We start from the raw sequence: 25168 nt of genomic DNA, 5'->3' as shown, positions 1-25168 counted from the left end.
TAGCAAGAGTCATGAAGCTACAGGCTGTCATATCCCTGAGTTATCTCACGCAGCACTGCTATGCACCATTGCGCGGCCGGCGACAGCTCCAAGACGGGGTTGCGGCACACCCCGACCGATCCACCCGGCCCTCTGATACCCAGTTCCACCCATTCGCCTTTATTCAAATCCAGACGCACCGCATCCATTGGTGCCAGCCACAGGGCATGACTGCACTGCACGTACCGTCGACTCAGAGACACGGATAAGGTTTCCAAGACCCGACTTGGTAGATTGGCGTTATATTGAGCGAAAAGGCTATCGGCAAACTTACGAATAGTGGTGCCCGCCAAAGGCAGCACCAGTGGATAGTCCTCAAGTTTTTTGCATGCGCACGGGTCGGTAAACAGCGGGTGGTCACTACGAACTACAAGCGTCATCGATTCGTTATAAAGATGTTCGAACGCCAACCCCTGAATTTGAGGGCTGTCTGTCATACGTCCCACCACCAGGTCCAATTCTCCCTCTCCTAATCGGGACAGCAAGTACGCACTGGGGCCTGTGATGACCGTGACGATCAGCGACGGATGACGAGCATGCAGCCGACATACGACCTCGGGAATCAACACGCTCTCGACTGTCGAAAGCACTCCAAGCCGTATGGTGGTTGGCTCGTGAACACCAGAGCGCAGGCTGTTGACCCCCTCGCGTAAGGCCTGCACGCTCGGCCCGGCGAAGCGCAAAAAAGCCACGCCAGATGGGGTCAGTGCAGCCCCGGCCTTGCTCCGTACAAACAAGCTGACACTCAGTAGTGTTTCCAGCTCCTTTAGGGTCTTGGACAACGCCGGCTGGCTGACGGCTAATTTATCCGCAGCGCGCGCCAAACTCCCCTGCCGCGCCACTTCAAGGAAACACACCAAATGACGATATTTAATCCGTGTGTCGATGTTCACTAAGGCACTAACTCCTTTCATATAGCGGCCCGAAATGAACGTCGCGCTCTAGTGGCCTGTACGGTGAGTTCGTTATCCGAGCATCGCATAACAGCTATTTAGGAGGCAGTGAAAACTATGCAGGAAGATATTGCATAAAACGAATCCAAGAGCAGACAAGACCGAATTCGAGCATTTGCATCCATAACCGTCTGAGTAAGGGTAGGTTCTTTTTTTTCAATAGTTGAAACTATCTTTATCGAGAAATATAGGCGCTAGTGCGTAGCCGATACGTGCACCTAAAATAATAACAACGAGGCCGTATGAATAATTTATCCAAGCCGTTAAATTTCAATCGTTCCCCTTTGAAAAATACCTATACATTGAGCAGCATGGCAGTCAACACATTGTCACTTGGCATTGCGTTACTATGCTGTTGCGAGGTACAAGCCAACAATGGCATCCAACTTCCGGGATACGGTGCCAAAGCCATGGGTATGGGCGGCGCGTCCATCGCGCTGCCCCAGGACTCCGTGGAGTCCGCTAACAATCCTGCAGGCATGGCATTGGTGGGTGATCGAACGGACATGGACCTGACCGTCCTCCATGCCGACGTCAATTCCGAAGTGAATGGCCAGCATTACGGCACCGACCCCGTAGTTCCGGTGCCCGCAGGTGGCATCAACTTTACAATCAACCCAGATGTGACGGCTGGACTTTCCGTTTTTGGGCAAGGGGTTAAGCTCGATTACAAAGAGCCGATCTGGGGTACTAAGGACATGAAGTCTGAAATCAATCAGGTGATCATGGCGCCCACTATTACTTACCAATTCAAACCTGGGCATTATATCGGCTTCTCCCCCCGCCTTGCTTATCAGTATCTTGATATCGCCGGCTTCGAAGGATTCGGCTTCAACTCACCTGGCTCCGATCACGCGTTCGGTTATGGCTTCGCCGTTGGTTATATCGGTAAAATCCTCGACAATCTGCAGCTGGGCTTGACTTACTCCAGCAAAATCCGCTTTCAGCAACTTGATCGTTATAAGTCGCTGGTCCCCAATGGCCGGATCGATACGCCACAGCAAGCGGGTTTAGGTTTGAGTTACATGGCCACCCCCGACCTGACTCTGGCCTTCGATTATTTATGGATCAACTGGGCTGGTGAACGTGCTTATGGAAACAGCATGGTCGAAGGTGGGCCAATGGGTGCAAGCAATGGCCCAGGATACGGATGGCGTAACCAACGGATCTATCGCTTCGGTGTAGCCTATGAATTCAATCAAAAATGGACGGTACGCGCAGGCACTTCGCTGGCCAGTAAATTGATTCCGGACAGTGAAAGCACATTCGCGACTACCTCTCCACTTATGGATACCGACCACTATAGCGTGGGGGCAACATACAATTTGGATAAAAACATAGAAATAAATGGAAGCTACACCAGAGCCCTGAACGCCACCGTGCATGGAACTGGAGCCAGTAGTGGCGTTGACGCCAGTGTCTCGGTCGACTACTTGAATATTGGTATGGGTTACAAATTTTAGATTAGAAAACAAAGGCCCAATGATTTTAGTTAAACCATTGGGCCTTTGCCGATGTCGTTAGCCCTTGACGTATTCGCTCGCCTTGCTATGCGCCGAATGTTCTTGAACACGCCGTCCCCGAGTTCCCATCATATGATCGACGCCCTTGTCAGCAACGGCCATAGCAGTTGCGTTGGTATTGGCACTGATAATCACCGGCATCATCGAACAGTCGAAAACGCGTAGGTTTTGGACCCCTATTACTTTCAGGTCTGCATTCACCACCGACATCGGGTCGTCTTCCAGACCCATCTTGCATGTACCGACCGGATGGTAATTACTCTCGGTGGTTTGGTGGATGTAATCCATCAACTCTTCATCCGATTGCAGGTTCGCGCTTGGTGAAAACACCTCATCTATCGTTGAAGCAAAGGGTTCGGTCGCGGTAATTTTTCTGAGGTACTTGAGAGCCTGCAAGAGGCGACGACTGTCTTCCGGATTGCTGAGCCAGCCAAGATTCATTTCAGGATGATCCGCAGGATCTGCCGAGCGCAGCCGAACCTGACCGCGCGATAGAGGCTTGACCAAGTTCGCCAATAACGTGACCGCATCGGTCGGCTCGCGCTTGATCGATGGGTACATGACACCAACGCAGTAAATCTGTATATCGGGGTCAGCCTCGGGATCATCGAGGTTCACGAACGCCATGCTTTCCGAGCCGGTCGAGCCGATAGGACCACTGTTTTTAAAGGCGAAATATTGGATTGCATTTTTAAGCGCTTTCACCCCACGATCTTCACCGAAATAGCCAATCGGCCGTTTGGTCGTGGCGGATAGAATGGCGACATGGTGGTCCTGTAAGTTCTGACCGACTCCCGGTAAATCAACGAGCGGCTTGATTCCATGCTGCTCAAGATGTTCTCGTGGACCGATACCAGACAACATCAGCAACTGTGGTGTTACCAACGCACCTGCTGTGAGGATGACTTCTCCGGTGGTGGTACGCTCATGTGTCACTCCATTTACCACATATTGCACGCCCACTGCGCGCTTACCCTCAAAGAGAATGCGGTTTACACGCGCAGAAGTTACTAAGGTCAGTCGTGGATCATCTATGATCGGAAGCAGGAATGCGTCCGCCGCACTGCAACGCTTGCCTTTGTATATCGTGGATTGAGTGAGGCCAACACCGTGCAAATTGCCAGCGTTGAAGTCAGCAGTGAAGGGAACGCCTAGGTTTTGCATGGTGCGCAGAAATAAGGTATCGGCTTCGATCAGATAAGGAGCGTCCGATACTTTCAGCGGCCCATCACCACCATGAGCTTCGTTCTCGAAACGCTGGTTACTCTCTTGGCGTCGAAAATAGGGAACCATATCATCCCAGCCCCAACCGGCACCATCAGTGGCCTGATCCCATCTTTCGTAATCCAGGCGTGAGCCTCTTGCATACAGCATAATGTTGACTGAACTTCCACCACCCACAACGTTACCCTGAGGTATCTCGACAATCCGCCCTCCAAGCGAAGCCTGCGGCGTCGAAGCGATGCGTTTAACAAAGGGAGAGCTACCAGAAAGCATTTTAAAGCTGGCGGCAGGTATTTTAATAAGAGAATTGTTATCGCTAGGCCCCGCTTCCAGTAATAAAACTCGAGCATCATGTTCCAAAACAAGTCTGTTCGCAGTAACGCAACCGGAACTGCCAGCGCCAATAACAATATAATCGAAACGGTCTTTAATTATTATTTTATCCTAGCCATTAGTTGAACACAGCTCATTAATCCCAGGGCACAGCATTGTAACGAGTAGCTACCTGGAGATTTTTGCGACCCAAGTCAGCTAACAACATCCTTGCGCCATTTCGGCACAGAGATGCAAAAATTTTTAGCCGTTACAATTTCTCCATAACTGAAAAAAATAGCATCGCACAGCGCTCCCCGGATCGGCAGTGAAAATTATGCAGAAAGACAATGCATAGAACAGGACGAATAATTCTCGTGACCCGCTCAATTTGAGAAAACTTTGAGTACCTGGAGCTCGCATCCGTTTTCATCTAAAGACACTTCCGACTTATCGCCTCCAACAATCTCCATCTTCGATCTTCCATAGAAATATAATTCTATGCAGTATCGAAATGCAGTAACCTCATTAGCTCTCAAACAGGGAAGCGGGCTTGCCAACGGCAGCTTTTTATAATCAAATCAATAGCTAATACGGCCTATCCGGAAATTTTCACCATGATTGCTTTCGACAAACTGGATCTCAATCTAATTAGAGTATTTGATGCGGTTATGGAAGAACACAGTGTGCTGCGTGCCAGCCAACGCCTGCATCTGAGTCAATCGGCTGTCAGTCATGCGTTGTCCCGTTTACGAGAAGGCTTGGGCCAGGAGATTTTTGTGCGCACGGGGAAGGGGATGACACCCACCAGCTATGCGATAGAGATCAGCGGCCCGCTTCGTGCGGCATTACTCAACATGAGTAAAACCCTAACCCAGGCGGCCTCTCCCTTCGAACCAGAGAAGGTGAGCCGCTCCTTTGTGATCGCGGCCAACGACTACATTTCGGCAACGCTTCTACCGCAACTCAATCATCAATTATCGACAGCGGCCCCGGGTATCGATCTGCAGATTACTCCGGCGACTCGCTTAGACCTCGCCGAGCAGATTGACTTGGGGCGAATTGACGTCGCGATAGGTACTTTCCGTAGCGTTCCCGAACGATTTCGCACAAAACCGGTACTGTTTCAGGACGAGGTCTTCATCTGTAGCGGTGAACATCCGATTGGTGCAAAAACGCTGCAATTACAGGACCTGACCAGATATCCGCTGGCGGTAGTATCCTTGGGCGGCGAAGGCGAAGGGGTGCTGAGCGGTTACATACTCGAAAGAGGGCTGGCCAGGCAGGCGCAAATGTATGATCGCAACGCCCTGGAACAGGCGATGGCAGAGGCGGGGTTATCGGTACGACGGCAAATCGTACTTCCACACTTTCTGGCATTGCCGATGCTTTTAGAGAAGAGCGAGCTATTGGCAATCATGCCGCAGCCACTGGCCAGGACATTTGCAAGAACATTGGGCTTCATGATCAAACCAACGCCTTACGCTGCTACCCGCCAGCAACTGGATATGATCTGGCACAGCAGCAATGACAATGATCCCGCCCAACGTTGGCTACATAGTCAAATCAGTGCAGCAGCAGATGAAGTTTCTCGTTTACAGAACTGAGCAAGGCCGTTCGTGGCGACATCCTGCTCAGATTCTGATCAGGCTTCGCGAAGTGCGCCGGAGTATCTGACCAAGGTCGCACCGATCGCCTTCACCTCGCCGTCCACCTGCGCATCGGCCAACTGACCATTTTCCGCAAATGCCTGGTGTGCGACGCCTAACGTAAACGTCTGGGGAATGAGCACAGCACCGAGCCTTTCCAGTACACCACGCATGGCCAACATGGAACGAATGCCGCCCATCGGACCGGGCGATGCCGATATCACAGCAGTCGCCTTATTGGCAAACAACGCTAATCCAGAGACTTTTTCCAGAGTCGGCCGACTCATCCAGTCGATAGCATTTTTCAGCAGGGCTGTATATCCACCATTATAATCCGGGGAAGCTACCAGCAACGCATCGTGCTCACTGAACAACTTCTGCAGACGCAACGCTTGAAGCGGAACGCCCTGCTCCTTTTCAAGGTCACTGTCGAAAAAAGGCAGCGGATAGTCGCTCAACGAAATTACTGTCACTTCAGCGCCTGCCGACAATGCGCCCTGCACAACAACATTCAGAAGCTTTTGATTCAATGAACCCTTTCGGGCACTGCCGGACACGGCCAAAACTCTTACTGCCATTTTTATGTAGACCTCGTGTTGCCATATGAAGGATGCCGACTACTCGATAGATAGCGGAATCCTGAAAAATGGACTACTGATGGCTTGCGTTGTCTCTCGGGGCATACGCAGTGAATTCACCGGTGCAGTTTCATCCGCATAACCCAGCGACATGCCACAGACAATTTCCTGATGATCATCCAGCCGTAAAAAATCCTTGATCAGGGCCTGGAAACGAGCGAAGGAAACCTGCGGACAAGTTGCCAAACCGCGCGCACGCGCGGTAAGCATCAAGGTTTGGAGGAAGAGCCCGTAGTCGAGCCAACTGTATTTTTTCAAGTTGGCATCGATTGTAAAAATCAGTCCTACTGGTGCTCCAAAAAACTCAAAATTCAGTCCGCTTACCCTGGCTCGCCCGGCAGCATCGCATTTTTCTATTTGATGAAGAGCATAGAACAACGCCCCGAAGTGCTCCTGCCGCTCACGGTATTTCGGCGCAAGGTCGTCTGGCAGATGCATCAGCGGCTCGGCAGTCGGATCGGTGTGGGCAGTAGCCAGCAGGGCGCTCAAGGTCTGCTTCGGCGCCCCGGTCAGCACATGGATCGACCAAGGCTGCGTGTTGGAATTGCTGGGAGCCAAACGAGCGACGTCGATGATTTCACTGATCAACTTCTTTGATACCGGCGTCGGTAGAAAAGCCCGCACAGCCCTGCGCGAAGCAACCACTGCATCAAAGCCATCAACGGGCACACTCATAATACACTCCACAGCCTGAACTATCTTGTAATTAGTGCGAGGAGTCTTGCATAGCAACTCATCGAATAGCAGTGAAGTGTATGCAGCATGGTAATGCAGGCGGTGCAACAGGCTTGGCCGTCAACCAGGTAGATTCCGGACACAGGCAGGTCACCACCCAGGAGGTGTTTGTTTTATAGGAAATGGGCCAATCTGACGAAAGGCTTAAACCCGCAGTACTTGAAAGCTGGCCGTCATCACAAAGCATTCGCCCGAGCAGGCGAAGCAAAACTGCACGAGCTTCGATAGCGTAGGATCAAGCTCAATGCGATGAGAAAAGAAGGACTCAATGAGAGTGCACCTATAAATTTTATTTGTAAAAATCTCGAGATCTTCTTGAGATGTCATTTTCTGCCCAATCAAAATCCAGTTGCGACTCAGTACCATTCAGCCAGTTCGCAAGCCTGTAGGCGCTCGACCAAGCGCTGACTCATATCAATACTGGCGGAAACGCCTATAGAAGTAACGGATGCGCCTTCATCGACCGATAGGGACATTTCCTTGAGCCCATCAATAGCTTCCCCGTGCGTGGTTACTTGCTTGTCCGCTAACACGCAAAGTAACTTCTTGAATCATCAAAGATGCGTCTGGTGGAAGTAGCCGGATTTGGCTGCGAAGAGTCATTTCGCCGCCATTTCAAAAAATTTGCTTGGCATCAGCCCAGGCAGTTATCGCCAGCAGTCCGGCCAGGATTTAGCAGACGCCTGTGTGGTTAGTTCGCTCTTAAGCAATTAGACAAGCCCCCGTTGCTACCGCTACAAATCAGGGCACAAAGCCCTGAGTTGGTGCGATCAAGCCGAAGGGCAATATGACTGGAAAGGCCCGGTTGGTCTCCGTCGAATGCTGCCGCCCCCGCCCCCGCCGGCTATCAAAAAACATCAAGCCTCGTAAAGTGATTGGCACGGATCTCGCTTATTGGTGGATGTGCAGGAGCAGCCAATGCTGAGTGCACCACAATTTGAAAATGGTTGGCTAGGGTTCCGATTCACTGAAAAGTGAACGCCTGGACCGAGAGCTGACGACCTCTAGTTGAGGTTACACGGCGGGATAAAAGCCCGGGAGACAGACCACCTGTTTACACAGGTGTCGCGCTGCTCCTTGCCTGGCCACCCTCAACTGGAGTCCTAGTTATGAGAAACCCTCTTCTTTTCGCCTGCTTAGCCGCCGGTCTCACCCTGCTGACCAGTCCGTCGTCCCACGCTGGCGCGAAGACGGGCTTCAACGTGTGCTGGACGATCTATGCAGGCTGGATGCCTTGGGAGTACGCACAGGCTCAAGGCGTAGTCGATAAGTGGGCCAAGAAGTACGGCATTCACGTCAAGGTCACTCAGCTTAACGACTACGTCGAGTCCATCAATCAATACACCGCGGGCCAGTTCGATGGCTGCACCATGACCAACATGGATGCCCTGACCATCCCTGCTGCTGGCGGTGTCGATAGCACGGCGCTCATCGTCAGCGATTTCTCCAACGGCAATGATGGCATCGTCGTCAAAGGCACGGGTAAAACGATTGCTGACCTCAGCGGCATGGACGTCAATCTCGTTGAGCTGTCGGTATCCCATTACCTGCTGGCCCGAGCCCTCGATACTGTCGGTCTGCGGGAAAAAGACCTGAAGGTGGTCAACACTTCAGATGCGGATATCTCTGCGGCATTCAACACCGACGAGGTGCAAGCCGTCACAACCTGGAACCCCATGCTTGCCGACATCAAGGCCACGCCGGATGTCACCGAAGTGTTCGACTCCAGCAAGATTCCGGGCGAAATCCTGGACATGATGGTCCTCAACACTCAAACGCTGGAGGACAACCCTGCCTTGGGCAAAGTGCTGGCCGGCGCCTGGTTTGAAGTCATGGAACTCATGAGCAGCACAAGCCCCGCAGGGGAAGCGGCGCTTGAGCATATGGCTCAGGCCTGCGGCACTGATCTGGCAGGTTTCAAATCGCAGTTGGCAACGACCCGGCTGTTCCACACCGCTCAAGAAACGCTGGATTTTGCGAGCAGCCCTGAGCTTCCCAAGACCATGGCCAAAGTCGCCCACTTTTCCTTCGAACACGGTCTGCTCGGGGAAGGTGCCAAGGACAGTAGTGCCGTGGGCATGAGCTTCGCTCAAGACGTCATCCATGGAGATAAGGGCAACATCAAATTGCGCTTCGACCCTAGCTACGTGCAGATGGCCGTTGACGGCAAGTTGTGATCAGGAGAGCGCACTATGCAGTTGATTAACCGTCACCCTGATCGCTCTACGCGCTGGCTACTGGTGATCCTTCCGTTCGTTCTATTGCTGGGCGCCTACTTCCTGGGATCGGCGCAACGGCTTGCGGACAACCCAAATGACAAACTTCTGCCGAGCGCGGTGCAAATGAGCGATGCGGTAAAACGCATGGCCTTTACTGAAGACAAACGCAACGGCGGATATCTTCTGTGGCAGGACACTGCGTCAAGTCTGCGACGCTTGGCTATTGGCTTAGGCGCAAGCGCTCTGCTGGGTCTGTGCCTCGGTATCGCAGCAGGCACGCTGGCGCTGTTCGGTGCGACGTTGTCCCCACTGCTAGTGGTACTGTCGATGGTGCCGCCACTGGCGATCCTGCCAATCCTGTTCATTGTGTTTGGCCTCGGCGAACTTTCCAAGATCATGCTGATCGTTATAGGTATAACGCCAATCCTGGCACGGGATCTTGAACAACGTGCACGGGAAATACCCGTCGAGCTGCTCATCAAGGCCCAAACATTGGGCTCGTCGACCTGGACGCTGATCCTGCGGGTCGTACTACCACCATTGCTTCCTCGTTTGCTTATCTCAATGCGTCTGGTGTTGGGTTCCGCATGGCTGTTTCTTATCGCAGCCGAGGCCATCGCTTCGCAAGACGGTTTGGGATACCGGATTTTTCTGGTGCGTCGTTATCTGGCCATGGACATCATCCTGCCCTACGTGGTGTGGATCACCCTCTTGGCCTGGCTTATGGATTGGGGGCTCAAGACCCTCACCCGCCGAGCTTTCCCATGGTATGAGGGGGCTCGCCCGTGAGTTTCATTCAAATCAATAACGTGTGGCAGCAATACGGCGATCACGTGGTGCTGGAAGGCCTGAACCTGAGCATCGCCGAAGGCGAGTTTTGCACCATGGTCGGCACATCGGGCTGCGGTAAATCGACCTTCTTACGCCTACTGCTGGGTCAAGAAAGAGCCAGCAAAGGTGAGATCTTGCTGGACGGTCGGCCGCTGGCCGCTGAACCGGATCCTAGCCGAGGCGTTGTGTTCCAACGCTACTCCGTGTTCCCGCACTTAAGTGTGCTGGACAACGTTGTGTTGGGGCTGGAGCTCCCCAACGCACCTCTAGTAGGACGCCTGTTCGGACCGCGTAAACGGCTCGCTCAAGAGAAGGCAGCGCAACTGCTATCCAAAGTGGGGCTTGGACACGCTTTGGAGAAATACCCATCACAACTTTCGGGTGGCATGCAGCAGCGGCTTGCCATTGCTCAAGCGTTGATCATGAAGCCTCGGGTGCTGCTGCTGGATGAGCCGTTTGGCGCACTTGATCCCGGTATCCGCAAGGACATGCATGCGCTGCTATTGGAATTGTGGCGTGAGACTCGGCTCACCGTATTCATGGTCACTCATGACCTTAGTGAGGGGTTCAGCTTGGGCACCCGGCTGATGGTGTTCGACAAGGTACGCATCGACCCTCATGCCCCCTATGCCTATGGCGCTCGCATTACCTATGACCTGCCACTAAACGCCAAGCGTAGCGAGGCGCAACTGACTATTGCCTCGGCTCTGCCAGGCTCTCACCCACTAAACTTGAGGCATTCCCATGAATGACCGTACCGTTTTCTGCGAAGAGTTACTGCCAGGTGGCGGTCACCGTTCCTTCGTTCTCAAGCGCGGTCAATTGCTGCGCCTGACTGACCTTGAGGGCGGCGCCAACGCCAGCCTTATGCTGTTCAACGCGAACGAAAAAAGCGAGCGGCTGAATCTACCCGACAGCCTCAAGGGCCAGCACACGGCCAAGCTGACGGCAGGTCATTGCCTGTACTCGGACATGGGCCGTGTACTGGCAGCTATCACTCGCGATACCTGTGGGTGGAGCGACAGCATTGGGGGCGTCCTCTGCGCTGCCGAAGTCGAGGAAAAGTACGGTCAAGGGCGCTATCAGGAATTACGCAATGGCTTCTTCCGTAACGGCACAGACAACCTTCTGGTCGAAATGGGCAAATGGGCGCTGGGCCCGGCTGACCTGTCCATGGTCTTGAATTTGTTCAGCCGAGTCGATGTGGATGACCAAGGCGGGCTGAGTTTTGCCCTGGGGAACTCCAAGGCCGGCGATTGCATCGAGCTCTATGCGCCGATGGACACCCTGTTCATCATCACCGCCTTGCAGCATCCGATGGATCCGGCAAGCGAATATTCGCCGAAACCCGTTCAACTGACCTTCATGAATGCGGATGCCAGTGTCGCCGAGCATTGCCGCACTTCGCGCCCGGAAAATCAGCGCGGCTTTACTAATACCGACCGTTGGTTCGCCTGAGGACTATTTCATGACCGTTAATCTGCGTCCGGAAGCCGCCATTTATCGAGCCACGATTCCCGCTGGCGAACCTTGGCTGACCGAAGTCAAAGCCAGTCAAACACTCCGGATCCTGGATCTGGAAGGTAATCAGGCCATCGACACTTTGTTCTACAGTGCGACCAATCCGCGCGAGCGTTACGACGTGCAGCGCACCCTTCGTCGGCAGAACAATGTCTACCTCGGGGTGGGCAGCGTCCTCTACTCCAACTTGGGCCGGGCACTGCTGACCATTCTCGAAGACAACTGTGGCCGTCACGACACGCTGGGCGGTGCGTGCGCGCAGGAAAGCAATACCGTTCGTTATGCCCTCGACAAGCGCCATATGCACAGCTGCCGAGACAACTACTTGCGTGCCTGCTGCCACGATGGCCGCCTGGGCAAACGCGACATCGGCCCAAACATCAACTTTTTCATGAACGTGCCTGTCACCCCGGACGGCGGCCTTACCTTCGAGGATGGGGTTTCCGCGCCGGGTAAGTACGTTCAACTGCGCGCAGAGATGAACGTGATCGTTCTGATCTCTAACTGCCCTCAATTGAACAATCCCTGCAATGGCTATAATCCAACGCCGGCGGAGTTATTGATATGGGAATGAAGGCCTGGCTCCACGTCGGGAGGGCTTGGCTATTCCTGATCTGCCAAAGCCGCGCAGCCCAGGTTCGGCCTCGCAGCGATCATCGCATCAAACCCCGCAAACCTGACTGACCGTTGCCTGGGGACGGCCCCAAGACCTTTCGAAGAACTGCGGGACGACCCGCAACCCAGTCGAGGCGAACACCTGCCGCCTTTAGGGGAGATCTATGTTCAACACCCTGTTAATCGCTAACCGTGGCACTATCGCCTGCCGAATTTTTCGGACATTGCGCGAACTCGACGTTAAAGGCGTTGCGGTCTACTCAGAGGCAGATGTCGCCAGCCGTCATATCCTTGAGGCAGATCAGGCGCTAAGCCTCGGTGAAGGCGCTGCCGCCGGAACCTATCTCGCTGTCGACAAAATTCTGGCCGCCGCCAAAGCTAGCGGCGCTCAAGCTATTCATCCAGGTTACGGCTTCCTTTCTGAAAATGCGGCGTTTGCCGAAGCCTGTGAAGCGGCTGGCATCGTGTTCGTTGGGCCGACGCCTGAGCAACTTCGATTGTTCGGACTCAAGCACACGGCCCGTGCCCTGGCACGTGAGCAAGGCGTGCCCCTTCTGGAAGGCACTGACCTGCTGGACAGTGTCGAGGACGCCTTGCAGGCGGCAACCCAGGTCGGCTATCCGATCATGCTGAAAAGCACGGCTGGCGGTGGTGGCATCGGCATGCGTGTATGCCGCTCGGCGCAAGAGCTGAACGAGGCCTTTGAGACGGTCAAGCGGTTAGGCCAGAACAATTTCAGCGATGCTGGCGTGTTCATCGAGAAGTACATTCAACGGGCCCGTCACCTTGAAGTTCAGGTGTTCGGCGACGGTGCCGGCGAGGTGTTGGCCTTAGGGGTTCGGGATTGTTCGGTTCAACGACGCAACCAGAAGGTACTTGAAGAAACCCCAGCTCCAAACCTTCCAGACGGCATGGCTGGGGCACTCTGTGAGGCAGCGATCAAACTCGCGAAAGCCGTTAATTACCGGAGCGCGGGTACCGTCGAATTCGTGTTCGACAGCGATGATCGGCGCTTCTACTTCCTGGAGATGAACACACGTCTGCAGGTCGAGCACGGCGTCACTGAGCAAGTCTGGGGTGTCGACCTGGTACGCTGGATGATCCAACTGGCGGCAGGCGACTTGCCACCGCTGAGCGAGATAGGCGCGCAACTGGTCCCTCGCGGTCACGCTGTACAGGCACGGCTTTACGCCGAAGATCCGGGCAAAGACTTCCAGCCAAGCCCCGGCCTGTTGACCGCCGTCAGTTTCCCCGTGGCTGATGGCAAAGCGTTGCGCATCGACACCTGGGTGGAAGCGGGATGCGAAATTGCGCCCTACTTCGATCCGATGATTGCCAAAGTCATCACTTGGGCCCCTGATCGGGAAGAAGCTCGCCTGCAACTGCACAAGGTACTCGGCGAAAGTCAGCTCTATGGGGTGCAGACCAACCGCGATTACCTTCGTCAAATCCTGCTTGATCCCCCCTTCACCAGCGGTCAGCCTTGGACTCGGTGCCTTGAGGGGCTGGTTTATCGGGCCGAAACCTTTGAAGTGTTGAGCGGCGGTACCCAGACCAGCGTTCAGGACTATCCGGGACGTTTGGGCTACTGGGCTGTGGGAGTACCACCCTCGGGTCCAATGGATAGCCGAGCCCTGCGCTTGGGCAACCGGCTCCTGGGCAATCCTGAAGGTGCCGCCGGATTGGAGATCACCATGAGCGGGCCTACCCTGCGATTCAATAGCGATGCGGTAGTGGCTGTGACCGGTGCGGTCATGCCAGTCATTCTGGATGGCGCCGAGGTCGCCATGAATGCGGTGCTCCTGGTCAAATCGGGCTCGGTCCTGAGCCTGGGCGCGATAGCCGGTGCCGGCGCCCGGAGTTACCTCTGCGTTCGCGGCGGCATTCAAGTGCCGGACTATCTGGGTAGTAAAAGTACTTTTACCTTAGGTCAATTCGGCGGACACGGTGGCCGTGCGCTTCGTGCGGGTGATGTACTGCACTTAGCGCCGCTGACAGACAAAACGGTCGGAGCAATGCTTCCCGAGCAACGCCCCCTCGGGGCGCTTCGCCACATCAGGGTTATCTATGGTCCACATGGCGCACCGGAATATTTCACCGAGCACTACATCGCCACTTTCTTTTCCACCGATTGGGAAGTGCACTTCAACTCAAGCCGTACAGGTGTTCGCCTGATCGGACCGAAGCCTGAGTGGGCACGTGCCGACGGTGGAGAAGCTGGGCTTCATCCATCCAATATTCATGACAACCCATACGCCATCGGTGCCGTGGACTTCACTGGAGATATGCCCGTCATACTAGGCCCGGATGGGCCAAGTTTGGGTGGCTTTGTGTGCCCTGTGACCGTGATCGAGTCAGACCTGTATCAACTGGGTCAACTGAAAGCTGGCGACAAGATTCGCTTCGTTCCGACCGATCTTGCCCGCGCCCGCCGGCTTGCTAGCGCGCCGTTGTTAGCCAGGCAAACCGATGCCGAGTCAGTTGAAGACATCGCTCCACAATCTCCCATTGTTTTGGATATCGGTCACGACAACACTCGTCTGATGGCACGTGTAGCCGGCGATACGCACCTTCTTTTGGAGATCGGTGCTCCTGAGCTTGATCTGGTTCTTCGCTTTCGCGGGCATGCCTTGATGCAGGCACTGGCAGCCAAGCGGTTAGCCGGCGTGATTGATCTAACCCCCGGTGTCCGCTCGCTTCAGGTTCATTATCAGCCTGAAGAATTATCTCTGGAATCCCTGCTTGAGACTGTCGCAGTTGAGTGGGATGCAGTGTGTGCTGCAAGCGACCTGCAAGTACCTTCTCGCATCGTGCATTTGCCCCTGTGCTGGGACGATCCCGCGTGCCAACTGGCCATTGAAAAGTACAGGACCACCGTGCGCAAAGACGCGCCGTGGTGCCCGAGCAACCTTGAGTTCATCCGCCGCATCAACGACCTGCCGAATCTGCACGAAGTACAACGAACGGTTTTCGCTGCCAGCTATCTGGTCTTGGGGCTTGGGGATGTCTACCTGGGTGCTCCGGTAGCGACTCCGCTGGATCCCCGCCACCGGCTGGTGACCACAAAATACAACCCGGCACGCACCTGGACAGCGGAAAACTCCGTCGGGATCGGCGGTGCGTACCTGTGCGTTTATGGCATGGATGGCCCCGGTGGGTACCAGCTCGTAGGCCGCACGCTGCAAATGTGGAACCGCCACCGAAACGTGGCAGCATTTTCGGGCAATCCTTGGTTACTTCGCTTCTTTGACCAAATTCGATTCTACCCGGTCACCGCAGAGGAACTGATCCGCATCCGCCGCGACTTCCCTCTAGGTCGTTTTGACCTGCAGATCGAGCAGAGTCAATTACGACTGGCCGATTACCAAGATTTCCTGGCGAAAGAAGCAGAGAGCATTCAGTCATTCCGGGACCAACAACAGACTGCATTCGCAGCGGAAAGGCAGCGCTGGATTGACAGCGGCCAGGCGCATTTCGAGAGCCATGAAGCGTCGGCGGCGGCGGGCGAAGAAGCGCTTTTACCTCCTCACCAAACAGGTGTTGAAAGCTCCATTGCAGGCAATCTATGGCAAGTCCAGGTCGCCGTCGGTGATGAAGTCAGCGCGGGTGCAGCGCTGGTGGTACTCGAATCGATGAAGATGGAAATCCCAGTGCTTGCCCCAAGCGCCGGTATCGTTCGCCAAGTGCTAGTAGAACCCGGCTGCGCGATACATGCGGGACAACGCGTAATCGTTCTCGAACCGGTGATCGTTAACGGCGAAAAAGCATGAAAGACAATCTGAGACTTGATGTGCTGAGAGCGCGCTACCTGAGCGCAAGCGTCTCCCCGCGCAGCCTCATTCTGGCGCTTCGGGAGCGGGCACAGGCACTGAATCCCGATTTCAAGATGTTTATTCATCTCCTCAGTATCGAAGCGCTGGAGCCTTACCTGGCAGCGCTGGAAACCAACAGGATCGAAGATCTGCCGCTATACGGCATTCCATTCGCCATCAAGGACAACATCGATCTGGCCGGCATCCCAACTACCGCGGCTTGCCCAGCTTATGCGTATACACCAGAGCATTCGTCAACCATTGTTCAGAAGCTGATCGACCTTGGTGCGATACCATTAGGCAAAACCAACCTTGATCAATTCGCTACAGGTCTCAACGGCACTCGTTCGCCCTACGGCGCCTGTACCAATAGCGTGCTACGCGAGTACCCATCTGGCGGCTCAAGCGCCGGATCGCCGCTGACGGTCGCCTTAGGCTTAGCCAGCTTCGCGCTTGGCACCGATACCGCCGGATCCGGCCGCGTCCCGGCTGCACTGAACAATCTGGTAGGGCTAAAGGCGACAAAGGGGCTGATATCGACAGCCGGTGTTGTTCCCGCATGCCGCACACTGGATTGTGTCACTACCTTCACAGCTACCGCTGCGGAGGCTAGTCGCCTTCTGGCGCTCACGGCGGGGCTCGATCCCAAGGACCAATACAGTCGCGCCAATCCAAGCTGGAACGATGAATCTGCGTTCGGGCATATCAAGGCATTCCGATTTGGGGTGTCGCGCGTAGAAGACCTTCAATTCTTCGGATGCACCGAAGGCCCAAGCCTATTTACTGCCGCCGTAGAGCGGTTGAAAGCGCTGGGCGGCGAGCCAGTGGTGGTGGATCTCTCGCCATTTCTGGAAGCGGCACGTTGGCTATACGAAGGCCCTTGGATCGCTGAACGCTATAGCGTGGTGGGAGAGCTGGCACGCACTCAGCCAGAGGCCGTTCTGCCAGTGATTCGCGCCGTTCTCGCCAAGGGTGCGGATGTGACAGGCGTAGACACCTTTCGTGCTCAATATCGCATGCAAACCTTGAAGGCCGAGTGCGACCGCGTGATGGCTGGCCTCGACTGCGTTCTGACTCCAACCCTAGGGCGACCCGTTACTCTGGCAGAGCTCGCGGCAGAGCCCGTGCTCCGTAATTGCGAACTCGGCTACTACACGAACTTCATGAACCTGCTCGATTATGCCGCGGTGGCCGTCCCGAGCGGTTTCATGGCCAACGGCCTGCCTTGGGGGGTAACGCTGTTCGGTCGACCGTTCACCGATCAATACCTACTGAGCCTTGCCCATGCCTACCAGGATGGCAAAGCTGCGAGTAACGCGGCACGCAACGATCAGACTCGGCTGGTGGTGTGTGGTGCTCATCTCGACGGCCTCGCGCTCAACTGGCAGCTCAAGCAACATGGCGCCACCCTGCTTGAAGCTACCACGAGTTCGCCAAACTATCGACTTCACGCACTCGCTGGTGGGCCAGTGAAACGTCCAGGGATGGTACGTGTCGCCGAGGGAGGCGTTGGCATCGCCGTAGAGGTATGGCAACTGCCGAGCGCAGAACTAGGCTCATTCCTCAATGGTATTCCGGCCCCTCTGGGGTTGGGCAAGGTCGAGCTCAAAGATGGTCGCTGGGAAACCGGTTTCATTTGCGAAGGCTATGGACTAGCGGGCGCGACCGATATCAGCGAGTGGGGTGGCTGGCGAGCCTGGTTGTCGTCGTTGGGCTGATGCACGGTAATAGCGAATCAAGGCTTAATTTTCTGTAAATCCAGAGTAGCTTTACGCTGAGAAACGGGCGGAAGTTCGCCCAAGCTTTCGGGGCAGGTGTAGTAATGAATCACGATTTCGAAAAGCATGAGCCGTTGATAAGTGCTTTCACTGAGGCGATTGAGGAAGCCACAGAATCAACGCTTTCTGAATCGACCCGGTTTGCAGAGGTAAGCAGTCCGTCAGTTGCCTGGATATACCTGGTTGACTGCAGGCCGAATCGGGAACAGAGAGGGTGTCATGATCCCGCTATGTTCCTCTCGGCTTCGCACGGGCCGTCGCCTCGGCCACTAACGGATCTTCGGGCCAATAGTGTTTTGGGTATCTACCCTTAAGATCTCTCTTCACTTCCACGTAGGTACTACGCCAGAAATTGGCGAGATCCTGAGTGACCTGTACTGGCCTTCGAGCCGGCGACAAAAGATGCAAGGTGAGCAGTTGCTTCCCTTGAGCAATTCGAGGTGTTTCAGATAAGCCAAAAAGCTCCTGCAGCCTCACCGCCAGAATCGGAGGATGCTGCGAATAGTCGATGCGGATATTCGAGCCAGACGGCACCTGGATCGCCTGGGGTGCCTGGGCTTCCAACTCCTGAGGAAGAGGCCAAGGCAGCAGATTCCTGACTATCGACGACAGATCAAGCTGGCTGAAGTGGCTGAGTCTGGTGACCTTCCCCAAGTATGGCGTGAGCCATTCCTCAAGAGTCATCAGTAAGTTTGCATCGCTTAGATCAGGCCATTTGCTGCCGGCCTGGCCATTCCGGATATCCAGCTGACGCAGCAGCTCGACCCGCGCTTGCCACTGCCGAAGCTCAGGGTTCCAGGGCAGGAGTTCGATACCCTTGCGTCGAACCAGATTGACCAGCGCGAGCGAACGGGCATGCTCGTCTAGGCTTGGCAAGGGCGTTGTGGAAAGTACCAGTTGTCCCACTTTCAGTTGCCGCTCGGCCTTAAGCACACCTTCCCGTTCATCCCAATCGACTTCGTCGACCGACCTCACAAGATCGGATAATTCATCATCGAACAGGGTGGGCTCAAGGTCACTCGCCAGGAAGATGCGCTCCTCACGCTGCCCCAGCCGGCTCCCTAAATCCGCCACCACCAGCCATTCATGCTTGGTGAGTATGTCTGGCTCTGAGAAGACTGCTGCGCGCCCATTGGATAGCCGGTACTCAGATGCACTTGAGCGTCTCTGCAGGCCGATTCGATCGGGGTATGCGAACGCCAGTAGGCAACCTACCCACTGTGGGTGATCTGTCTCTGTAACGGGCTCAGAGGCCTCTCCTCGCAACAGGGATCGATACTGCCGAGCCGACTGCTTCACCCGTTGGAAAGAAGCGCCACCATGACGTGAATGCTGCTCGCCCGACAATGCACTCAGCCTGGTATGCAGATCAGCACCTGCCCCTCGTAGAATGTCCTTTTCACCCAATAGCGCTGCGATGTTACAGGCCAAGTCATCCAGGCCCATGGAGTTGCCTTTGATGAGCAGGTGAGCGATGCGTGGATGTGCAGGAAGCTCGCTCATGGCCGATCCGTGAGGCGTGAGCTGACCGGCATTGTCCAGCGCACCAAGGCGCTTAAGCAGGTCTCTGGCTTGAGCAAAAGGCGCCGAGGGAGGTTGGTCGAGCCAGGTCATTTCGTCTGGCTTCATTCCCCATCGGGCCAACTGGAGCGCGAGGCTCGCCAGATCGGCCTGGAGGATTTCAGGGATGCTGTAACCGGCCATTTGCTCATGTTGCGACTCTGACCACAGGCGGTAGCAGACTCCCGGTTCAAGACGGCCTGCACGGCCCGCTCGCTGGGTAGCGCTGGCCTTCGAGATGCGTTGAGTGTCGAGCCGGGTCATGCCACTTCGCGGATCGAACTTGGGTACTCGCTCAAGGCCGCTATCGACCACCACCCTGACGCCCTCAATGGTCAAGCTGGTTTCCGCGATATTGGTGGCCAGTACGATCTTTCGCGTTCCAGGGGCAGCGGGCTCTATCGCCGAACGCTGTGCGTTGAGGTCAAGGTCACCATATAACGGACACACCACAACATTCGGACGATGACTCAGTTGCTCTCTAAGAGACTCGGCCACCCGGCGAATCTCTGCCTGTCCGGGAAGGAACACCAAGATGCTTCCCGCCTGCTCATTGAGGGCGGTCAAGCAGATGTCTGTGACTCGGACATCTGCTGGTTGGCCGGGTTGATAGGGGCTTCCCCAGATCGCCGAGACGGGATGCATCCGTCCCTCGCTGGTAATCACGGGGGCATCGTTGAGCACTCTCGAAAGTCGCGCTCCTTCGAGCGTCGCCGACATGAGCAGCAACTTCAGTGGGGGTTCATCGCGCAGAAGCTCACGAGCGCTCAGGCAGAGGGCGAGTGCAAGGTCAGAGTCCAGACTCCTGAGGTGGTACTCGTCAAAGATGACCACACCCACACCGTCCAGTGCGGGGTCAACTTGAAGTCGGCGAGACAGAATGCCCTCGGTGACGACTTCGATCCGAGTCCGAGGCCCCACTTTACTTTCGAGTCGGATTCGATAGCCGACTGTTTCTCCCACCTTCTCACCGAGCTCACTGGCCAAGCGCGCCGCCGCCGCTCGGGCGGCCAGCCGACGAGGCTCGAGCAGCAGGATCTTCTGCTCGCCGAGCCAGGCTTCGCTCAATAGCGCTAGCGGTACTCGCGTGGTTTTACCCGCACCAGGAGGAGCCTCAAGGATCACTTCGTTACGGTCGGCTAAAGCCTTTCGCAAGGCTGGCAATACGGCGTCAATCGGTAGAGAAATCATCGAGGCTCCCAAATCAGGTGGTGCAGTATACGCCTGGGTGGGGATGATCAAGCTTTCAAGCTGAAACCGCGTTGTCTGGAAGTTTTTGACAAGAAAAGACTGCAACCGCCACGGAAATCATAATGGCGCCAAAGCTAACCGCCGAGTATAACGGCGAACTACATGGCATTAATCAGGGTCTTAAGCGTTGATCCTTGTATAGTTTCGGCTTTCTTTCGGGAGCGCTTTGCATGCGTATTTCTTCACGTATTATCGGTGGTGCGCTGGTCGCCACTTTGCTGACTCAACTGACCGCCTGTGGCTCGATTTTCTTCCCGGACCGTCGTGGCCAGATCGAAGGCAAGATCGACCCGCTGATCGCCGGGCTCGACGCCATCGGCCTGCTGTTCTACGTGCTGCCCGGCCTGATCGCCTTCGGCGTCGACTTCGCCACCGGTGCCATCTACCTGCCCGGCGGCACCACCGCACAGATCGCCCCGCAGAAACTGCATGAAGCCATCGGTGCCGACGGCCAGGTCGACAACGACAAACTACAGGCGATCATCCAGACCGAGCTAGGCCAGACGCTACCGTTCAACGACCCTCGGCTGATCCAGCACAAGGGCAGCCTGCAACAACTGGCAATGTACGGCCTGCGTCCATCCGCCTGATCCCTGACCGAACTGATACCTGAGAAAAAGGACCGTCTCCCCCATGAGCAGCAGCCCTGAACATGCACGCCTGTTACGCCTGGCCACCCGGGCCTCGGTGTCGGTCGCGTGTATCCTGATCGTGACCAAGGCCATCGCCTGGTGGCTCAGCGGCTCGGTGAGCATGCTGGCCGGCCTGACCGACTCGGCGCTCGACGGTGTGACCTCGTTCCTCAATCTGCTGGCGGTGCATTACGCCTTGCGCCCGGCGGATGACGATCACCGTTATGGTCACGGCAAGGCCGAGTCGCTGTCCGGCATGGCTCAGGCGCTGTTTATCGCCGCCAGTGCGGTGCTGATCGCGGTGCAGGCGGTTGAGCGGATCAAATACCCGCAACCGGTGGGCGCGCCGTGGATCAGTATTGCAGTCATCGTGCTGTCGCTGGCGCTTACCGTTGCCCTGCTGGTGCTACAGCAGCGGGTCATTCGCCAGACCGGCTCGACCGCCGTGCGCGCCGACTCGCTGCATTACCGCTCGGACATGCTGCTCAATGGCAGCATTCTGTTAGCCCTGGTCCTTGCCAGCTTTGGCTTCGCTCAGGTCGACGCCTGGTTCGGCCTGGGGATCTCGGCCTACATCCTGTGGAGCGCGATCCAGATCGGTCGTGAAAGCTTTGCGGTGCTGATGGATAAGGAACTGTCGCCGCAGATCAGCCAGCATATGCTGGAGCTCGCCAAGAGCGTGCCGGGGGTAATGGGCGCGCATGACCTGCGCACGCGCGTGTCCGGCAACCATTGGTTCGTGCAGTTGCACCTGGAGTTACCGGGAGAATTGACCTTGTCGGTGGCCCATGGCCTCAGCGACCAGGCGGCCGAGGCGATACATGCCGCCTACCCAAAGGCCGAGGTGCTGGTACACGCCGACCCTCGGGAAGCGGTGAAACCCCATGATTAAGGGCCAGGCCACTAGTAGTTGACCTGATAACCGCGACTGCTCAAGCAGTTGCCCTGGGCCTGGCGATAGGCCTGCACCACCGCCGGATCCGGTGCGTAAGTGACATTGGCCGGGTTGAAATGGCTTTGCTGTACCGCCCAGCGATAACAGTCCTCACCGTCCTGCTGTACCTGTTGCGGGCTCTGGCCGTTGGCCGGATACGCCACCACGTCATAGCCATTGCCTGACGGTGCGGGGGCCACTTGTGGCGCGGCGGTGGGTGGATCGACGACCACATAATCCTGAGTGTCTTCCTGATAAAGGTAATAGGCTCCGGTGGCGAGGAAAAACAACGAACTGCCGACCCAGACTTCCCGTGCATAATCGGGCAGGTAGCTGACGCGAATCCCACGCGGCGGCGCGACCACTACATAGCGCGGCCCCTGCGGGCGGTACCAGTAGCCCCCGGAGAAGAAGTAGTCCTGGCCCCGATAAGGCACACGCCAGTTGCGCTCGGGAAAGCGCTCGATCACATAACCCGGACGATATTGCGGCCCCGGTCCCCAGCCACTGCCATGGCCAGACGGGCGCCCGGCCCAGCGATGGTCATTGGGGTGGTCAAAGCCTCCAACGGGGCGCCCGTTGTTTCCGCTCGCCTGCCAATTGGGGTTATGCCCATCGCGCCGGTGAATGTCCGAGTAGTTGCCGCGCTGCGGTTCTTGGGTCTGGCGCACGCTGTCGGGCCGACTCTGAATCGGCAAGTTGTTCGGTGCCGGGCGACTCTGTGGGCTCGGCTCATGCTGCGGCGAACGCCCTTGCCATTGGCCACCGGGGTTTTGCTCGTGGCGCTCGAAATGCGGATTGTTCTGCGCACGCCCCTCGTTAGCATCGGAGCGCCCTTCAGGGCCTCGCTGGCCGCCATCGGGATGTGAGTGTTGCGGATTATCGTCACCCCGGTCTCCAGCCAGCGCCTGCGCACCGACACTCATACAGAGCAAGCCAACACCTGCCCAACGCCAGATGTGCGATTTCATGCGGTTCCTCACTGCGGTTCAGGGCATACCTATAAGACGGGAAAAACGGACGCCGGTTCTGCAACACTTTATCAGTCGCGCGACTTATTTTACGCACTAAAAAAGGGAGGCCCGTCGGCCTCCCTTTGGAGAATTTCGTCCGTGCTCGGCGCTTTTGATGCCGGCTCACCTCACGCCGTCTTCTGGACAGTGTGCAGCCCGGGGGGCCGGGGCAACCCTGTGGGATTGTCGGCCGCGGCGCACCTGGTTCGGCGGGCCGCTGTGGACGCTATGTCCGGGCAGTGATTTTGTTGCAGTGATTCTGGTGATAAGCATAGGCCCGACGTGGTGACAGAGGATTGCTAATATTGCTCAATTAAACATGCCTTGCGCAATAATTACCTTAAGATAGATAATTAAGCGCAATAGTTATGAGAAAGGCCTGAGTAATGAGCAAACTCGATCGATACGACCTGAGCATTCTGGCGCAATTGCAGCGCGATGCCCGCCTTTCTAACCAGGAACTGGCCGAGCGCATTGGTCTGTCACCATCGCCGTGCTCGCGGCGGGTCAAGCAATTGGAAGACGACGGTTACATCTCGCGCCAGGTCGCCTTGCTCGACCGCAAGATGCTCGGCCTGAACCTGACTGCCTATGTACTGATCGGCATGGACCGCCACACGCCGGAACGTTTCGAGAACTTCGAGGCGGCGATCCGCACCCTGCCCCAAGTCCTGGAATGCAGCCTGGTGACGGGGATGGACGCCGACTATCAGTTGAAAGTCGCGGTGCCAGACATGGACCACTACCAGAAGCTGCTGCTGGGGCACCTCACCCGCATCGAGGGCGTGACCAGCGTGCGCTCCAGCTTTGTGCTGAACCAGGTGCTCAATAGCACTGAACTGCCCTTGACCCACCTGCGTAGCTGAGACACTGGGCCTGAGTCAAACCGACGCAGGTCCATGCTCGCCGCCCCCCTCTGGCGTATACTCGGCAGGCTTTTTTCCCCGCCGGTGCTGGAGAGATTCGATGGATCCTGCCGTTTTCGAAGAGTGGATGATGACCGGCCTGGTCAGTATCCTGATCATTTTCATGGGCTTCATCGTTTGGGACTTGGCGAAAAAATCCAAGGCCGGGCGTTTCGGCACCTTTATCCTGTTCTTCGTGCTGGGTCTGGGTATCGCCGCATTTGTGATCAAGAGTGTGGTGATCGGTCTGATCGAGTCCGGCTCTCTATAAGCGCGCGGGAACTTCCTTCCACTGGCCCTGATCGAGCCCTTCGAGCGTCCAGTCGCCAATACGCACCCGCACCAGGCGCAGGGTCGGCAAACCGACCGCTGCCGTCATCCGCCGCACCTGACGGTTGCGACCTTCGCGAATGATCAGTTCCAGCCAATGGGTGGGAATGCTCTGGCGAAAGCGCACGGGCGGGTGGCGCGGCCACAGTTCTGGAGCTTCCAGTGCCCGGACCTGGGCCGGCAGGGTCATGCCATCGTTCAACTCGACGCCCTTGCACAGGCGCTCGATCTGCTCCGCCGTCGGCACGCCTTCGACCTGCACCCAGTAGGTTTTTGCCAGCTTGTGCTTGGGATCGGCAATTCGCGCCTGGAGCTGGCCATCATTGGTCAGCAACAGCAGCCCTTCGCTGTCGCGGTCCAGGCGACCAGCCGGGTACACGCCCGCGATGTCGATAAAATCCTTGAGCGTCGCACGCCCTTGGCCGTCGCTGAACTGAGTCAACACATCGAACGGCTTGTTGAATAGGATCAGCTTAGGCTCGACAGGCGGAGCCTTGGCGATCCGACGCGGTGCAACGGGACTTTTCGCGGTCGAACGGGGTGCGACGGGACGGGGTGGTCGGGACATGGCAACGAAGGCATCTGCAGATCAGGAACCGCCATGCTAGGGCGTACCAGCCATTATTTCCAGATACCCGCCAACCATGTGCTCGCGCCCCCGCCGGAGCGAGGGAACGAGGGAACGAACCGCAGG

Annotated in this window: 20 protein-coding genes, 1 pseudogene and 1 riboswitch; of the genes and pseudogenes, 13 read left to right on the top strand and 8 right to left on the bottom strand. The window is 56.4% G+C overall.

The window, feature by feature from the left end; genetic code table 11:
- Positions 1-17 precede the first annotated feature (17 nt).
- Positions 18-932: a pca operon transcription factor PcaQ gene (gene pcaQ / locus BMX68_RS08220; RefSeq protein WP_017131463.1), complete on the bottom strand. Its 915-nt coding sequence runs from the start codon at positions 930-932 to the stop codon at positions 18-20.
- A 302-nt stretch (positions 933-1234) separates the two neighbouring features.
- Between pcaQ and BMX68_RS08215 the strand changes: the two genes are divergently transcribed.
- On the top strand, positions 1235-2455 hold the full coding sequence (locus BMX68_RS08215) for an OmpP1/FadL family transporter (protein WP_143063256.1): 1221 nt from the start codon (positions 1235-1237) through the stop codon (positions 2453-2455).
- 57 nt (positions 2456-2512) lie between these two features.
- Here BMX68_RS08215 and BMX68_RS08210 read toward each other — a convergent pair whose 3' ends face one another.
- Entirely contained in the window at positions 2513-4150 is a 1638-nt protein-coding gene (locus BMX68_RS08210; RefSeq protein WP_256218772.1) for a GMC family oxidoreductase, read from the bottom strand.
- 518 nt (positions 4151-4668) lie between these two features.
- On the opposite strand from BMX68_RS08210, the gene BMX68_RS08205 reads away from it, so the two are divergent.
- Positions 4669-5658: a LysR family transcriptional regulator gene (locus tag BMX68_RS08205; protein ID WP_017131460.1), complete on the top strand. Its 990-nt coding sequence runs from the start codon at positions 4669-4671 to the stop codon at positions 5656-5658.
- Between the two features lie 38 nt (positions 5659-5696).
- Here the strand turns inward: BMX68_RS08205 and BMX68_RS08200 are convergent, their stop codons facing one another.
- From BMX68_RS08200 to BMX68_RS26730, 3 genes and pseudogenes are all read right to left on the bottom strand, one after another.
- Positions 5697-6278 (bottom strand): NADPH-dependent FMN reductase, encoded by a 582-nt coding sequence (locus BMX68_RS08200; RefSeq protein WP_017131459.1) that lies wholly within the window; start codon positions 6276-6278, stop codon positions 5697-5699.
- Positions 6279-6317: 39 nt separating this feature from the next.
- The gene (locus BMX68_RS08195) at positions 6318-7013 is read right to left on the bottom strand and encodes a nitroreductase (RefSeq protein ID WP_017131458.1); all 696 of its coding nucleotides are present in this window, start codon (positions 7011-7013) and stop codon (positions 6318-6320) included.
- Between the two features lie 349 nt (positions 7014-7362).
- A pseudogene (locus BMX68_RS26730) lies at positions 7363-7603 on the bottom strand (hypothetical protein); the annotation flags it as partial.
- A 410-nt stretch (positions 7604-8013) separates the two neighbouring features.
- A riboswitch (guanidine-I (ykkC/yxkD leader) is annotated at positions 8014-8116 on the top strand.
- A 66-nt stretch (positions 8117-8182) separates the two neighbouring features.
- Here BMX68_RS26730 and BMX68_RS08185 point away from each other — a divergent pair.
- The 7 genes from BMX68_RS08185 to atzF all read left to right on the top strand — a co-directional run bounded on the left by BMX68_RS08185 (position 8183) and on the right by atzF (position 17789).
- A complete protein-coding gene (locus BMX68_RS08185) occupies positions 8183-9250 on the top strand; it encodes a putative urea ABC transporter substrate-binding protein (protein ID WP_017131455.1) in 1068 nt (355 codons plus the stop codon).
- 15 nt (positions 9251-9265) lie between these two features.
- On the top strand, positions 9266-10081 hold the full coding sequence (locus tag BMX68_RS08180) for an ABC transporter permease (protein ID WP_017131454.1): 816 nt from the start codon (positions 9266-9268) through the stop codon (positions 10079-10081).
- A complete protein-coding gene (locus BMX68_RS08175; RefSeq protein WP_017131453.1) occupies positions 10078-10875 on the top strand; it encodes an ABC transporter ATP-binding protein in 798 nt (265 codons plus the stop codon). The genes BMX68_RS08180 and BMX68_RS08175 overlap by 4 nt, the downstream gene beginning before the upstream one ends.
- Positions 10868-11581 carry an urea amidolyase associated protein UAAP1 gene (locus tag BMX68_RS08170; protein ID WP_017131452.1) on the top strand — a complete coding sequence of 238 codons (714 nt, stop codon included), beginning with the start codon at positions 10868-10870 and terminating at the stop codon, positions 11579-11581. The genes BMX68_RS08175 and BMX68_RS08170 overlap by 8 nt, the downstream gene beginning before the upstream one ends.
- Positions 11582-11591: 10 nt before the next feature.
- Positions 11592-12218: an urea amidolyase associated protein UAAP2 gene (locus BMX68_RS08165; protein ID WP_017131451.1), complete on the top strand. Its 627-nt coding sequence runs from the start codon at positions 11592-11594 to the stop codon at positions 12216-12218.
- 205 nt (positions 12219-12423) lie between these two features.
- Positions 12424-16029 carry an urea carboxylase gene (gene uca, locus BMX68_RS08160; RefSeq protein ID WP_017131450.1) on the top strand — a complete coding sequence of 1202 codons (3606 nt, stop codon included), beginning with the start codon at positions 12424-12426 and terminating at the stop codon, positions 16027-16029.
- Positions 16026-17789 carry an allophanate hydrolase gene (gene atzF / locus BMX68_RS08155; protein ID WP_017131449.1) on the top strand — a complete coding sequence of 588 codons (1764 nt, stop codon included), beginning with the start codon at positions 16026-16028 and terminating at the stop codon, positions 17787-17789. Before uca ends, atzF begins: the two co-directional genes overlap by 4 nt.
- Before the next feature lie 288 nt (positions 17790-18077).
- Here atzF and hrpB read toward each other — a convergent pair whose 3' ends face one another.
- Positions 18078-20600: an ATP-dependent helicase HrpB gene (hrpB, locus tag BMX68_RS08150; protein ID WP_026013113.1), complete on the bottom strand. Its 2523-nt coding sequence runs from the start codon at positions 20598-20600 to the stop codon at positions 18078-18080.
- 230 nt (positions 20601-20830) lie between these two features.
- On the opposite strand from hrpB, the gene pmcY reads away from it, so the two are divergent.
- Together pmcY and BMX68_RS08140 are read left to right on the top strand one after the other, a co-directional pair.
- Positions 20831-21250 (top strand): periplasmic Zn2+ metallochaperone PmcY, encoded by a 420-nt coding sequence (gene pmcY, locus BMX68_RS08145; RefSeq protein WP_017131447.1) that lies wholly within the window; start codon positions 20831-20833, stop codon positions 21248-21250.
- Between the two features lie 43 nt (positions 21251-21293).
- Positions 21294-22184, top strand: a complete 891-nt coding sequence (locus BMX68_RS08140) for a cation diffusion facilitator family transporter (protein ID WP_017131446.1) — start codon at positions 21294-21296, stop codon at positions 22182-22184.
- A gap of 11 nt (positions 22185-22195) precedes the next feature.
- On the opposite strand, the gene BMX68_RS08135 is transcribed toward BMX68_RS08140, so the two are convergent.
- Positions 22196-23197, bottom strand: a complete 1002-nt coding sequence (locus BMX68_RS08135; protein ID WP_017131445.1) for a DUF6515 family protein — start codon at positions 23195-23197, stop codon at positions 22196-22198.
- Between the two features lie 428 nt (positions 23198-23625).
- Between BMX68_RS08135 and BMX68_RS08130 the strand changes: the two genes are divergently transcribed.
- Positions 23626-24105 (top strand): Lrp/AsnC family transcriptional regulator, encoded by a 480-nt coding sequence (locus BMX68_RS08130; RefSeq protein WP_017131444.1) that lies wholly within the window; start codon positions 23626-23628, stop codon positions 24103-24105.
- 100 nt (positions 24106-24205) lie between these two features.
- Positions 24206-24415, top strand: a complete 210-nt coding sequence (locus BMX68_RS08125) for a DUF2788 domain-containing protein (RefSeq protein ID WP_017123375.1) — start codon at positions 24206-24208, stop codon at positions 24413-24415.
- Here BMX68_RS08125 and BMX68_RS08120 read toward each other — a convergent pair.
- Positions 24410-24976 carry a pseudouridine synthase gene (locus BMX68_RS08120; RefSeq protein WP_167375450.1) on the bottom strand — a complete coding sequence of 189 codons (567 nt, stop codon included), beginning with the start codon at positions 24974-24976 and terminating at the stop codon, positions 24410-24412. The two genes, BMX68_RS08125 and BMX68_RS08120, sit on opposite strands and share 6 nt — an antisense overlap.
- Positions 24977-25168: the final 192 nt, after the last annotated feature.

The organism is Pseudomonas agarici (assembly GCF_900109755.1).
GTDB lineage: Bacteria > Pseudomonadota > Gammaproteobacteria > Pseudomonadales > Pseudomonadaceae > Aquipseudomonas > Aquipseudomonas agarici.
This window is presented reverse-complemented; position numbering and strand designations above follow the sequence as displayed.